The 12172-nt window shown below is 71.1% G+C and carries 11 protein-coding genes; 4 read left to right on the top strand and 7 right to left on the bottom strand.

The annotated features are described in order from the left end of the window. Window positions 1-50: 50 nt before the first annotated feature. On the top strand, window positions 51-1562 hold the full coding sequence (locus tag AB0N03_RS09490) for an AMP-binding protein (RefSeq protein ID WP_364367935.1): 1512 nt from the start codon (window positions 51-53) through the stop codon (window positions 1560-1562). Window positions 1563-1589: 27 nt separating this feature from the next. Here the strand turns inward: AB0N03_RS09490 and AB0N03_RS09495 are convergent, their stop codons facing one another. The 5 genes from AB0N03_RS09495 to AB0N03_RS09515 all read right to left on the bottom strand — a co-directional run bounded on the left by AB0N03_RS09495 (window position 1590) and on the right by AB0N03_RS09515 (window position 7530). Then, complete coding sequence (locus AB0N03_RS09495) at window positions 1590-3218, bottom strand: GMC oxidoreductase (protein WP_364367938.1); 1629 nt, start codon at window positions 3216-3218, stop codon at window positions 1590-1592. Between the two features lie 53 nt (window positions 3219-3271). Continuing rightward, complete coding sequence (locus tag AB0N03_RS09500; protein WP_364367941.1) at window positions 3272-4729, bottom strand: alpha/beta hydrolase domain-containing protein; 1458 nt, start codon at window positions 4727-4729, stop codon at window positions 3272-3274. A gap of 212 nt (window positions 4730-4941) precedes the next feature. Then, complete coding sequence (locus AB0N03_RS09505; protein ID WP_364367943.1) at window positions 4942-5610, bottom strand: TetR/AcrR family transcriptional regulator; 669 nt, start codon at window positions 5608-5610, stop codon at window positions 4942-4944. Beyond that, entirely contained in the window at window positions 5610-6371 is a 762-nt protein-coding gene (locus AB0N03_RS09510; RefSeq protein ID WP_364367946.1) for an SDR family NAD(P)-dependent oxidoreductase, read from the bottom strand. The genes AB0N03_RS09505 and AB0N03_RS09510 overlap by 1 nt, the downstream gene beginning before the upstream one ends. Window positions 6372-6381: 10 nt before the next feature. Beyond that, window positions 6382-7530 (bottom strand): acyl-CoA dehydrogenase family protein, encoded by a 1149-nt coding sequence (locus tag AB0N03_RS09515; protein WP_364367949.1) that lies wholly within the window; start codon window positions 7528-7530, stop codon window positions 6382-6384. 71 nt (window positions 7531-7601) lie between these two features. On the opposite strand from AB0N03_RS09515, the gene AB0N03_RS09520 reads away from it, so the two are divergent. Genes AB0N03_RS09520 through AB0N03_RS09530 form a run of 3 tightly spaced genes read left to right on the top strand, consistent with a single transcriptional unit; the run spans window position 7602 to window position 10675 of the window. Beyond that, window positions 7602-8366, top strand: a complete 765-nt coding sequence (locus AB0N03_RS09520; RefSeq protein ID WP_364367952.1) for a crotonase/enoyl-CoA hydratase family protein — start codon at window positions 7602-7604, stop codon at window positions 8364-8366. Between the two features lie 51 nt (window positions 8367-8417). After that, a complete protein-coding gene (locus tag AB0N03_RS09525) occupies window positions 8418-9533 on the top strand; it encodes a CaiB/BaiF CoA-transferase family protein (RefSeq protein WP_364367955.1) in 1116 nt (371 codons plus the stop codon). Beyond that, window positions 9530-10675: an acetyl-CoA C-acyltransferase gene (locus AB0N03_RS09530; RefSeq protein WP_364367958.1), complete on the top strand. Its 1146-nt coding sequence runs from the start codon at window positions 9530-9532 to the stop codon at window positions 10673-10675. Before AB0N03_RS09525 ends, AB0N03_RS09530 begins: the two co-directional genes overlap by 4 nt. An 87-nt stretch (window positions 10676-10762) precedes the next feature. Here the strand turns inward: AB0N03_RS09530 and AB0N03_RS09535 are convergent, their stop codons facing one another. Both AB0N03_RS09535 and AB0N03_RS09540 read right to left on the bottom strand, forming a co-directional pair. After that, entirely contained in the window at window positions 10763-11620 is an 858-nt protein-coding gene (locus tag AB0N03_RS09535; RefSeq protein ID WP_364367961.1) for a mycofactocin-coupled SDR family oxidoreductase, read from the bottom strand. A gap of 20 nt (window positions 11621-11640) precedes the next feature. After that, a complete protein-coding gene (locus AB0N03_RS09540; protein WP_364367964.1) occupies window positions 11641-12159 on the bottom strand; it encodes a flavin reductase family protein in 519 nt (172 codons plus the stop codon). Between the last annotated feature and the right edge of the window lie 13 nt (window positions 12160-12172).

Below are 12172 nucleotides of genomic sequence, written 5' to 3' on the forward strand. Positions count from 1 at the left end.
ATCCGTCCATCAGCTCGTCCACGCCCACCGGACCGACCGAAGGAAAGCCAGTGCCGATCCCTGACGACCGACCGCTCCCGGCCCGGCTGCGCCGGGTGCTCTGCGCCGAGCCGGGAGCGACGGCGGTGACCTTCGAGGACCGCAGCTATCCGTGGTCGTTCCTGCAACGCGGGGTCGACGACCTCGACCGGCTGCTTGCCGAAGCGGGTGTCCCGGAGGCGCACCGGATCGGGATCATCCTGCGGAACCGGCCGGGGCACCTGGCCGTGCTGCTCGCGGTGATCGCCACCGGCCGCCAGGTGGTGACGCTGAGCCCGTTCCACGGGGACGTGGCGCTGGCCGAGGACATCACGACGCTCGCGCCGCAGGTCGTCGTGGCGGGCGCAGCGGACTGGGCCCGGCCTGGAGTGGCCGCCGCGGTGGCCGGGCTGGCGGCCCTCGCTCTCGAAACGGGCGAAGAGGATCGACCGCTGCGGGCCCGCCCGTCGGACTGGACGGTCGCGCCGGGCGCGACCGAGCGCGGTGACGTCGCGGTGCTCATGCAGACCAGCGGCACGACCGGGCGGCCGAAACGGGTGGAGCTGACCTACCGCAAGCTCACCGCCGCGTTCGAAGCGTCGGGCACGCCGGTCGCCTCGAACGAGGTACGGCTGCGCACGCACCCGTCCATCCTTTGGACGTCGCTCGTGCACATCGGCGGGCTGTACTTCGCGATCGCCAACGTGGCGGCCGGACTGCCGACCGCGTTGCTGGAGCGGTTCGATGTCCGGAAGTGGGCCGCGCTCGTGCACCGGACCCGGCCGCGGCGCGTCCGGCTGGCGCCCACCGCGCTCCGCATGGTGCTGCAGTCGGACCTGCCTGATGATGCGTTCGACGGGGTCGAGCAGGTGTCGTCCGGCACGGCCGCACTGCCCCCCGATGACGCCGACCGGTTCACCGCGCGCTTCGGTGTCCCGGTGCTGTCGGTCTACGGCGCGACGGAGTTCGCCGGCGCGATCGCGGGCTGGGACCTCCCGCTGCACCAGGAATGGTGGACGGCGAAGCGGGGCAGCGTCGGCCGGGCCTTCCGCGGCATAGCGTTGCGCGTGGTCGACCGGGCGACCGGCGAGCCGGTGCCGGTCGGCGCCGTGGGCGTGCTCGAGGCGAAGGGCCCGCAGCTGCCGGACGACGGCTGGGTCCGCACCACCGACCTCGCGACCCTGGACGACGACGGGTTCCTCTTCATCCACGGCCGGTCCGACGACGCGATCAACAGGGGCGGCTTCAAGATCGTGCCTAGCGTGATCGAGGACGCCCTGCGGGCGCACCCGGCGGTGCGTGACGCGTCCGCGGTGGGCGTCCCCGACGAGCGCCTCGGCGAGGTCCCGGTCGCCGCCGTGACGATTCGCGAGGGCGCTGGGGGAGCCACCGCCGCCGAGCTGCGGCGGTGGCTCGCCGAGCGGCTGGCCCGCTACCACCTGCCGACCGAGATCAAGATAGTCGGGGAACTGCCGCGCACCCCGTCGATGAAGGTCAGCCGTCCGGACGTCCAGGCGCTGTTCGCGCCGGTTCGCCAGGACTGAACTCCGGCGCTGGCGCGGCTCCCCGGCTCAGAAGACGCGGCCGACGTCCTGGCGCACGATGGTGGCCATGCTGTGCTCGGCCAGCGCCGCGATCGTCATCGACGGGTTGCAGGCGCCGGTGGACCCGGGGATCCGTGCGCCGTCCAGCACGTAGAGGCCGTCGTGACCCAGGACGCGGCCGTAGCGGTCCACCGCCGAGCCCATCGGCACGCCACCCAGGCCGTGCCACGTCGACGGTGCGCCGTTGTTCGTGTCGATCATGACTCCGCCGCCGGCCGCGGCGATCTGCTGCACGCGGGCGGCGATCAGCGACTGGAGCGCGGCGTCACCGGTGGCCGACCAGCTCAGCACGGCGTCGTCCTTGCCGGCGTCGTAGGTCCAGGTGCCGACGGGGTCGACGATCCCGAAGCCGACGACCGTCATCAGCTTGCCGCCGGGAGGCAGCGCGGGCGAACCCGCGTGCACAACGGTGAACGGGATCGGGCTCCGGGGATCGGAGCCGCCGACACAGGCCGGGCCGCCCTGCACGGTTCCGGGGTCGCCGGTCATCCCGGCCCAGGCGTAGATGCGGTCGCCGTTGTTGCCCCACCGGGTGCCGACGGCGTCGGGCAGGCCGGGCACGAGCCCCTTGGCGCGCGACTTGACCAGCAGCCGGGTCGTCCCGGCGGTGCCGGCGTTGAGGAACACCGCGTCCGCGGTGATGATCTTCTTCTCCTGGACCACTCCCGCGGTGTTGATGCGGTCGACGGTCAGCACCCAGCGCTTGTTCGCGTCCAGCGCGAGGTCGCGGACGACGTGCAGGGCCTGCACCCGGACCAGGCCGGTGGCTTCCGCCGCGGCCAGGTAGGTGACGTCGATCGAGTGCTTTCCACCGTTGTTGACCCCGAAGGCGATGTCGCTGGTGGTGTAGGTGGGCTGGTACCGGCCGGCCAGCTCGCCGCGGACGAAGTTCCAGTCGACGGGCAGGGGCACGCGGAACGTCGTGAGGCCCGCCTGGGGAGCGACGTCGAGGAACAGCCGGGACGACTTGTACGGATCCGTGGCCAGCACGTCGGCGGGGATGGTGGCGATTCCCAGCATCCGGGCGACGGTGGGGTAGGCCCACAGGTTCAGCTCGTCGTAGAGGTCCGCCACCACCGGCATGGAGGCGGCGAAGTTCGCTTTTGTCGGCTGGAGGGTCATGCCGTGGTACATGATCGACCCGCCGCCGACCGCGGCGCCGCAGTTCATCGTCATCCCGTTGCCCACCACCGCTTCGAGCACGCCGGTGAAGGGGGTCCACGTCTTGGGGACGCTGGGGATGACGCTGTGGTCGCTCAGCCAGGCGGATCTGTTGTCCATGTCGGCGTAGCGGGAGAAGGTCGTCGCGTTGGGACCGGTCGGCCACCGCAGGCCGCGTTCCAGGACGAGCGCCGAGACTCCGACCCTGGCCAGCCGCAGCGCGGTCACTCCGCCGCCGAAGCCGCTGCCGACGACGACGGCCCGTTCGCGCAGCCGGGTCACGGGAACCGCCGCCGGGCGGGCCGAAGCGTGTGCTCGGCCGGGGCCGGCCGCGAGCCCGGCCAGCGCGGTCGCGCCCAGCGCAGCGGCGCCCAGTACTTTCCGGCGGCTGAGGCCGGATGCGGGTTCTTCGGTGGGGTAAGGGTTTTCGGGCATGATGACTCCGATGTCGTCGGTCGTGGTGTGCGGCGCGGCGAATCGGGGGTGGGTCAGCCGCCGACGCCGGTTGCGACTGCGGCCCGGACGAGCTCGATGCCGTCGGCCGGACGCAGGAATCCCGCCGCGACCGCGGATGTGGTGCCGGCGGTCCAGCGGGCGACGAAGTGCGCGTGGGTGGGGTACAGCGCGGTCAGCGTCGTGGTGCCGAAGGGAGTGGTCGTGCCGAACAGGAAGCAGAAGGAAGAGCCGGCCTGGCCGAGACCGGACAGCGTCGCCACCGGCACGTCGACGGCCGGCGTGCGGACGCCGCCCTTGGCGTTGCCGTGGGTGTCGAGGACGAACACCGGTGCGGGACCCGAGGTGTCGACCTGCAGGCGGGCCGCCCGCGCGGGCGGCACCCCGGCGGTCACCCAGCGGTTCAGGGCGTACTGTGCGGCGTCGACGACGTAGTGTCCCTGGCCGGTGTTGATCGGCTTGTCACAGGTGAATCCGGGGGTACCCACCGGCGGATCGAGCATGGCGGCCAGTTCCCGGACACCCGTCTCGCCGCCGCCGTCGTCCCCGGCGCCGAGGGTGGCGATGTAGGCGTCGGCGTGCGCCGTGCCCGCCACCTCCCAGATCCGCACGCGCGGTGAGTCGTCCTGCCGGGCCGCCAGGTAGCCCAGCAGCATCAGGTCGGTTTCCGTCTGCACCGCCAGCACCGGGACGTCCAGGTCGGTGCGGAAGCGGACGACCTGGGGGGTCGGGACGTCCACCTGGGGCGCCTGCGAGAGCGGTGCGCTGTCGCCTCCCCGGCTGTGCACGAGGAATCCGTCGTACTCGTGCGCGAGGGGCTGGACGGCGTTCAGGTAGGTGGTGAGCCGGAACGCGGACTGCGACTCCCCTTCGGCCAGCACGGCACGCGGACGCAATCCGCCGAGAACGGTGGCGGCGGAGCTCCGCACCGCTCGGCCGGCTTGGGAAAAGATGTCGTAGGAGTAACTGTCACCGGGGTGGGAGAGGGTGGCATAGCGGGCCGGGTCGCCGGCCTTGTCGGCCGATACCCCGGCTGCCTGGGCGGAGACGCCGACCCAGGCGAAGCCCTCCCGGATCAGTTCGTTGTGGGAGTAGATCCAGTCCGGAGCGACGTCCAGGCCGGCACTGACGTTCAGCCACTCGACGACGACGGTGCCGTTGAAGCGGGCGGAATCGGCCGGCCGGTTCACGACGATCCGCGTCGTGAACGGCGCGGTGGTCGCGGGGGAGACCTGCCAGCGCCCGTCGGTGCCGAGGTCCGTCACCGGCGCGAAGGACGAAGCCGTGCCGGACACGAAGAACTCCGATTGGGTGTATCCCACGCTGTCCAGGGGGAAAGTTGTCGCCTGCAGCAGGACACGCCCGTTGCCCCCGGTCACCGGCCCGCTGACCGCCGGGTCCGCCGCGGCGGACCCGAGCAGGAGTGGTGCGGTGGCGGCGACCGCCGCCGCCAGGCCCAGCCGGGTTCGTCTCCACCTGCGCTGCACGCCCATGACCGGTACCTCCGCCAGACGGGGCCCGGGAGGTAGGACCCGAGCCGGATTTCAGGCCGCCACGGGACGGTAACAGCGATAAAAAGGATAAGCAATTGTAGTCATGCACCTGCACGTGCAGTTCACGAACCGAAGATCCACTTACGCTATGAGCGACAGACTGGCCGAACTGTAAGCAAAAAAGGCTTGCGAGTTACTCGCAGCGACCTGCCTTAGTCTTCAGTCAAGGATAAAGAGGGCACTGAAATTGACGCGGACCACAGTCCGCTGAGTGCGTCGATCAGTCCGTCCGCCGCTTTCTGCCAGCTGTCACGGGGAGCGAGAGAGCCACCGGAAAGGCTGCGTTCGTGGTCGGCGATGACGTGCACCAGCAGCTGGCGGGTCATGTCGCTGCGCTCGAGGCGCACTTCGGCCGGCATGCCGACCGAGCACCGGTTCACCCCGTCCGTGGTCTTCACCAGTGCCGGCGACGACAGTGACTCCTCGACCATGATCGGGCGCAACGACGGGTCCGTCATCATCTGCGCGCCGAACCGGGCGAACCACGTCGGACCACCGGCTGCGGCGAGGTGCACGGTGATGGGGCGCACCAGGCATTCGATCCAGTTTCGCAGGTCCGCGTCGTCGCCGATCCCGGCCAGCATGTCCTGGCGCAACTCCTCGATCGGGGCGGAGTGCCTGCGGGTGATGGCCCGCAGCAGGTCTTCTTTGGCGCCGAAGTGGTAACTGACGGCCGCGTTGTTCCCCTGGCCGGCGGCCTCGCTGATTTGCCGGTTGGAGACGGCCCGTACCCCGTGCTCGGCGAACATCCGCTCCGCCGCCGTCAAGAGCAGTTCCCGGGTCTTGTGTTCCCGCGCCGCGCGAAGTCTCTCGCCGGGCATCAGCGCGGGCCCATGCGGATGGCCCCGTCGAGCCGGACGGTCTGGCCGTTGAGATACGGATTCTCGAGCATCGCGACGGCGAGGCGGGCATAGTCGTCCGGGTCACCGAGCCGCTTGGGATGGGGCACGGCCGCGGCGAGACCCTCGCGGATGTCGGTGCGCAGCCGGCCGAGCATCGGGGTGTCCATCACACCCGGGGCGATGGTGTTCACCCGGATCTGCCGGCTCGCCAGGTCACGGGCCGCGACGAGGGTCATGCCGTGCACGGCGGCCTTGGACGCGCTGTAAGAGGTCTGCCCGATCTGGCCGTCGAACGCGGCGACGGAGGCGGTCAGCACGATGGCGCCGCGGTCGCCGTCGTCGAGGGTGTCGTTCTCCGCGATGCGGGACGCGGCCAGGCACAGCACGTTGTAGGTGCCGATCAGGTTGACCCGCACTACCTCGGCGAACGTCGCGAGGTCGCCGGGGCTGCCGTCCTTGCCGAGGATCCGGGCGCGGTCACCGCCGCGGCCGGCGCAGTGGACGACGAACCGGAGCGGGCTCGCGGCGTCGACGGCGGCTTCGATCGACGCCTCGTCGGTGACGTCCGCGCGCACGAACCGGGCGGCCTCGCCGAGGTCGGCGACGGCCTTGGCGCCCAGTTCCTCGGAGATGTCGGCGATGACCGCCCGCCCGCCGAGGCCGATGATCCGGCGCGCGGTGGCCAGGCCGAGCCCGGACGCGCCGCCAGTGACCAGCGCCGTGGAACCGTCGATGTGCATGCCAACCCCTTCACAGGCCCAGTGACTTGCTGATGATGGTTTTCATGACCTCGCTGGTGCCGCCGTAGATGCGGCTCACCCGTGCGTCGGCGTACAGCCGGGCGATCGGGTATTCGAGGATGTAGCCGTAGCCGCCGTGGAGCTGGAGGCAGCGGTCGACCACCCGGCCCTGCACCTCGGTGCAGAACAGCTTGGCCTTGGCCGCGTCCACGGCGCTCAGGTCGCCGGCGACGTGGGCCGTGACCGCCGCGTCGAGCAGGGCTTGGGCGGCTTCGAGTTCGGCGGCCATCGCCGCGAGCTCGAACTTCGTGTTCTGGAAGTGCGCGACCGGCTGCCCGAAGACCTTCCGGTCACGCACGTAGGCGATGGTCAGGTCGATGGCGGCCCGGGACTGGGCGACCGCGCCGACCGTGATGGCCAGCCGCTCCTGCGCGAGGTTGCGGCCCAGGTAGGAGAACGCCTTGCCCTCTTCACCGAGGCGGTTGGCGGCAGGGACGCGGACGTCGGCGAAGGACAGCTCGACGGTGTCCTGGACGGTCAGCCCGAGCTTGTCCAGCTTGCGTCCCACGGTGAAGCCGGGCATGCCCTTCTCCACCACGAACAGCGTCAGGCCGGCGCGCCGGTTGCCCGGGTCCGTCGAGGTGCGGGCGACGACGATCACCAGGTCGGCGTGGTAGCCACCGGTGATGAACGTCTTGGCGCCGTCGAGGACGTAGTGGTCGCCGTCGCGGACCGCGGTCGTCGCGATGCCGGCCAGGTCCGAGCCTGCCCCCGGTTCGCTCATCGCGATCGCGGTGTACAGCTCTCCGGAGGCCAGGCCGGGGAACCAGCGGGCTCGCTGCCCGGTGTCCGCCAGCCCCAGGAAGTACGGGACGACGACGTCCAGGTGGGTGCGCAGGCCGCCCAGCGTCACGGTCGCGCGGGCACACTCTTCCTGGATCACCACGTTGTAGCGGTAGTCGTCCTGGCCACCGCCGCCGTACTCCTCCGGGACGGTGGTGCCGATGATGCCGAGCTTGCCCAGCGACGTGAACAGCTCGCGGGGGACGAGCCCGGCGTGCCGCCACTGTTCGTACACCGGGACGACCTCGCGGACGAGGAAGTCGCGGACCAAGAGGCGGAAGTCTTCGTGATCTTGCGTGAACAGCGTGCGACGCATCAATTCAGTATACGCATTAGCGGCGTCGAGCAGTATGCTGAATCGATCGGAGTCCCGGCGAAGGAGGCCATGTGCCGGACGAGGTCCTCGTCGAGCGTCGCGGCGCTGTCCAGGTGATCACGATCGACCGACCGGCGGTGAAGAACGCGCTGACCGCCGCGGTGGCCGATGCGGTGGCCGCCGCGGTCGACGAACTCGACGAGTCGGACGACCTGCGGGCCGGCGTGCTCACCGGTGCCGGCGGGACGTTCTCCGCGGGGATGGACCTGAAGGCGTTTCTGCGCGGGGAAAGTCCGTCGATCGAAGGTCGCGGGTTGTGCGGGATCACCATGACGCCGCCGCGAAAACCGCTGATCGGCGCCGTGGAAGGGTGGGCCCTCGCCGGGGGGTTCGAGCTCCTGCTCGCCTGTGACCTCGTCGTCGCGGCCCACACGGCGAGGATGGGGGTGCCCGAGGTCAAGCGGGCGCTGGTCGCCCGAGCGGGAGCGGCCTTGCTGCTGCCGCGTCGGGTTCCATACGCGATCGCGCTGGAGCTGCTGCTCACCGGCGAGCCGATCGGTGCCGAGCGGGCCGCCGAAATCGGCCTGGTCAACCGGCTCACCGAGGAAGGCGGCGCCTTGGAAGGCGCGCTCGAACTCGCCGAGACGATCGCCGCGAACGGCCCGCTCGCGGTCGCGGCGACCAAACGGATCGCCCGCGACGGCGCTGACTGGGCGCTCGGCGAAATCTGGGAGAAGCAGGCCACGGTCACGGCGCCCGTGTTCTCCTCGCAGGACGCCCGCGAGGGTGCCGCCGCGTTCGCCGAGAAGCGTCGTCCGGTCTGGCGAGGGCGCTGACCTTGTTATAAAGAGGATACTCTGATCTGCCACGAGCTCAGGAGATCGATGATGGCTGCGGGACCGCTTGCGGGGTGCCGGGTGGTCGAACTCGGGGGCATCGGCCCGGGCCCGTTTGCCGGGATGCTCCTTGCCGACCTCGGGGCGGAGGTCGTCCGCGTGGATCGGCCGTCGGGCGTCGGCGAAGTGGGCCGGGGCGGCCCGGCGGACGTGCTCAACCGGGGCAAGCGTTCGGTCGTGCTCGATCTGAAGCACGCGGACGGCGTCGCCGCACTTCTCGCCCTGGCCGATCGCGCCGACGTCCTGATCGAAGGGTTCCGGCCCGGCGTCACCGAACGGCTGGGCATCGGCCCGCGCGAGTGCCTGGCACGCAACCCCCGGCTGGTCTACGGCCGGATGACCGGCTGGGGCCAGGACGGGCCCCTCTCCGCCACGGCCGGGCACGACCTCACCTACATCGCGCTCACCGGGGCACTCGGCGCGATGGGCGCCGCGGGCGGGCCGCCGCAGATCCCGCTCAACCTCGTCGGCGACTTCGGGGGCGGCGGGTGCTACCTCGTCATCGGAGTGCTGGCGGCGCTGCACGCCGCGAAGCTGAGCGGACGCGGCCAGGTTGTCGACGCGGCGATCGTCGACGGCACCGCGCACCTGCTTGCCAGCACCTTCGCCAAGCTCGCCCGCGGCGCGTGGACCGACGAGCGCGGGACGAACCAGCTGGACGGCGGCTGGCCGTTCTACGCCGTCTACGAGACCAAGGACGGCCGGCACGTGGCGGTCGGCGCGCTGGAGCCGAAGTTCTACCGGCGGCTCGTCGAACTGCTCGAACTGGACGTGGACCCGGACCGCCAGCACGACCGAGCGGGCTGGCCGGAACTGCGGCAGCTGCTGGAAAAGCGGTTCGCCGAGCGCACGCGGGATGAATGGGCGGCGCTGTTCGAGGGCACCGACGCCTGCGTGGCACCCGTCCTGGGCCTCACCGAGGCGGCCGGTCATCCGCACCTCGCCGCCCGCGGGAGCGTGGTGGCTCGGGACGGCGTCGTCCAGCCGGCCGCCGCGCCGCGATTCTCGGAGACGCCGACGATTCCCGGCGTCGCCGCACCGGCGGTCGGTGCCGACACCCGGGCCGTGTTGAGCGACTGGGGCATCGACGAAAGGATCAACCCATGAGAGACGCCGTCATCGTCGACGCCGTGCGCACGCCGATCGGCAAGCGCAACGGCTCGCTGGCCGGGATCCACGCCGCCGACCTGTCCGCGCAGGTGCTCACCGCGCTGGTGGGCCGCACCGGGATCGATCCCGGCACCGTCGACGACGTCGTCTGGGGGTGCGTGACCCAGATCGGTGACCAGTCGAGCAACATCGGCCGGTTCGCCGTGCTCGCGGCCGGGTGGCCCGAGCACGTGCCCGGGGTGACGATCAACCGGGCGTGCGGCTCGAGCCAGCAGGCGGTGGACTCCGCCGCGCACGCGGTGATGGCGGGGCAGTACGACCTCGTGGTCGCCGGGGGTGTGGAGACGATGAGCCGGGTCCCGCTCGGCTCGCACCGGACCACGGGTATGCCTTACGGGCCCGGCGTGCTGGCCCGCTACGACGGGTTCGAGTTCAACCAGGGCATCGGCGCCGAGCTCATCGCCGAGCGGTGGGGCCTCGACCGGCGGCAGCTCGACGAATTCGCCGCCGATTCGCACGCCAAGGCCGCGGCGGCGATCGACGAAGGGGTGTTCGACGACCACGTCGTGCCGATCGACATCGACGGGACGAAGTTCGCTGTGGACGAGGGGTTGCGGCGCGGGACGTCGGCCGAGACGCTGGCCGGCCTGAAGCCGTCGTTCAAGCCCGACGGCGTGATCCACGCCGGGAACGCCTCGCAGATCTCCGACGGCGCGGCCGCGCTGCTCATCACGACCACGGAACGCGCCCGCGAGCTGGGCCTGGCCTCGATCGCGCGCTACCACGCCGGTGCGGTCAGCGGCGCGGACCCGATTACGATGCTCACCGGCCCGATCCCGGCCACGGAGAAGGTGCTCCGCCGGACCGGATTGTCCATTGAGGACATCGGCGTGTTCGAGGTCAACGAAGCGTTCGCGCCTGTTCCGCTGGCCTGGCTCGCCGAAACCGGTGCCGACCCCGATCGGCTCAACCCGCTGGGCGGGGCGATCGCGGTCGGGCACCCCCTGGGCGGCTCGGGAGCGATCCTGATGACGCGACTGCTCGCGCGGATGCGGCGGCAGAACCTGCGTTACGGGCTGCAGACGATGTGCGAAGGCGGCGGCACGGCGAACGCCACCATCATCGAGCTGCTGCGCTGACGCGCTACCGGTCGTGAGTGAGAAACAGTTAGAACACTGTTTCTCACTCACGACAAGCCGTGGCAGACCACGTGGCGGCAGCTCCGGTCAGAACTGCGGCTGCTGCATGCGACGGTTGACGATCGCGCCGGCGTCGACTCGCAGCTGCACCCCCGTGACGTAACGAGATTCGTCGGACACCAGGAACAGCACCGCGTCGGCGATGTCGCGCGGTTCGACATACGGCAGGCCCATCGCCGTCATGACGTGAAACGCGGGCAGTGCGTCCTCCCGCGTCGGATTGTCCAGGTCCGGGCGGAACTCCCGGTACATCGGTTCGCTGTTCAGCATGGGAGTGTTCGTGTTCGTCGGGTGCACCGCGTTCGCCCGGATCCGCCGGGGGGCGAGCACGATGGCCAGGTCGTTCACGAAGGCCGCCACCGTGCGTTTGGCGAACGAGTAGCCGAGCTTCCCGGAGTCCGGCGTGCCGTTGTGGGTGGACGGCATCAGCGCGGCCGTCGAGCCGGTCGCGACGATCGAGCTCCCGTCGGGCAGGTACGGCAGCGCCGCTTCGACCGCGTTGACGACCCCGTTGAAGTCGACGGTGACGGCGTCGAGGAAGGCCTGCGCCTCGGGGCGCCCGATCGGAGCGATTCCGGCCTGCGCGACCACGGCGTCGAGCCGGCCCAGCTCCGCCACCCCATGGGCGACGGCTGCCTGGAGCGCGGCGGGGTCGCGGACGTCCGCCGTCAGCGCGACGATCCGGCGATCCAGCTTTTCCACCTGACGCGCGGTTTCGTCCAGGTCGTCCCGGCTCGCCAGGGGGTAGCGGACACTGTCGATCTGCGCGCAGATGTCGACCGCGATGATGTCCGCCCCCTCCTCGGCGAGCCGGAGGGCGTGGGCGCGGCCCTGGCCCCGGGCGGCGCCGGTGATGAAGACGACCTTGTCCTGTACCCGTCCCATCCGGGTCTCCTCTCTGAGAACTACCAGCCGACGAGTCGGTCCAGCAGGAGCGATGTGGTGGAGAAGTAGTCGCCGTACCCGCCCCGGAAGAACAGCAGCGGCGTCTTCGCCGACTCGGCGCGCAGGGTGCGGACCGCGCCGACGACGAGGAAGTGATCACCGAGTTCGACGACCTTGTCGACCTCGCAGTCGATCCAGGCGACGACCCCGTCGAGCACCGGGTTGCCGAGCGGCGACGGCTCCCACGCCACGCCGTCGAACTTGCCGGTTCCCCGGGTCGCCAGCTTCCGGGACAGATGCTCCTGGTCCGCCGCGAGCGCGTTGGCGCAGTAGCACCCGGCGGCGCGGATCTTCGCCAGCGTCCGGGAGGAGCGGTCGGCCAGGAACGACACGAGCGGCGGGTCGAGGGAGACCGACGTGAAGGAGCCGACGATCATCCCTTCGGGCCGGCCGGGTGCGCCCGCCGCCGTGATCGCGACGACGCTCGTGGGAACGTTCCCGAGCACGTCGCGGAAGTGCCGTCCGTCCGAGCCGCCCATCCGCCGTCCCCTT

Source organism: Amycolatopsis sp. NPDC051061 (assembly GCF_040682935.1).
Lineage (GTDB): Bacteria > Actinomycetota > Actinomycetes > Mycobacteriales > Pseudonocardiaceae > Amycolatopsis.

Bases quoted from the DNA above. Each gene is read 5' to 3' on its own strand.
- AB0N03_RS09495 (WP_364367938.1), bottom strand. From the start codon at position 3,218: ATGCCCGAAAACCCTTACCCCACCGAAGAACCCGCATCCGGCCTCAGC.
- AB0N03_RS09505 (WP_364367943.1), bottom strand. From the start codon at position 5,610: ATGCCCGGCGAGAGACTTCGCGCGGCGCGGGAACACAAGACCCGGGAA.
- AB0N03_RS09540 (WP_364367964.1), bottom strand. From the start codon at position 12,159: ATGGGCGGCTCGGACGGACGGCACTTCCGCGACGTGCTCGGGAACGTT.
- AB0N03_RS09525 (WP_364367955.1), top strand. From the start codon at position 8,418: ATGGCTGCGGGACCGCTTGCGGGGTGCCGGGTGGTCGAACTCGGGGGC.
- AB0N03_RS09500 (WP_364367941.1), bottom strand. From the start codon at position 4,729: ATGGGCGTGCAGCGCAGGTGGAGACGAACCCGGCTGGGCCTGGCGGCG.
- AB0N03_RS09515 (WP_364367949.1), bottom strand. From the start codon at position 7,530: ATGCGTCGCACGCTGTTCACGCAAGATCACGAAGACTTCCGCCTCTTG.
- AB0N03_RS09510 (WP_364367946.1), bottom strand. From the start codon at position 6,371: ATGCACATCGACGGTTCCACGGCGCTGGTCACTGGCGGCGCGTCCGGG.
- AB0N03_RS09535 (WP_364367961.1), bottom strand. From the start codon at position 11,620: ATGGGACGGGTACAGGACAAGGTCGTCTTCATCACCGGCGCCGCCCGG.
- AB0N03_RS09530 (WP_364367958.1), top strand. From the start codon at position 9,530: ATGAGAGACGCCGTCATCGTCGACGCCGTGCGCACGCCGATCGGCAAG.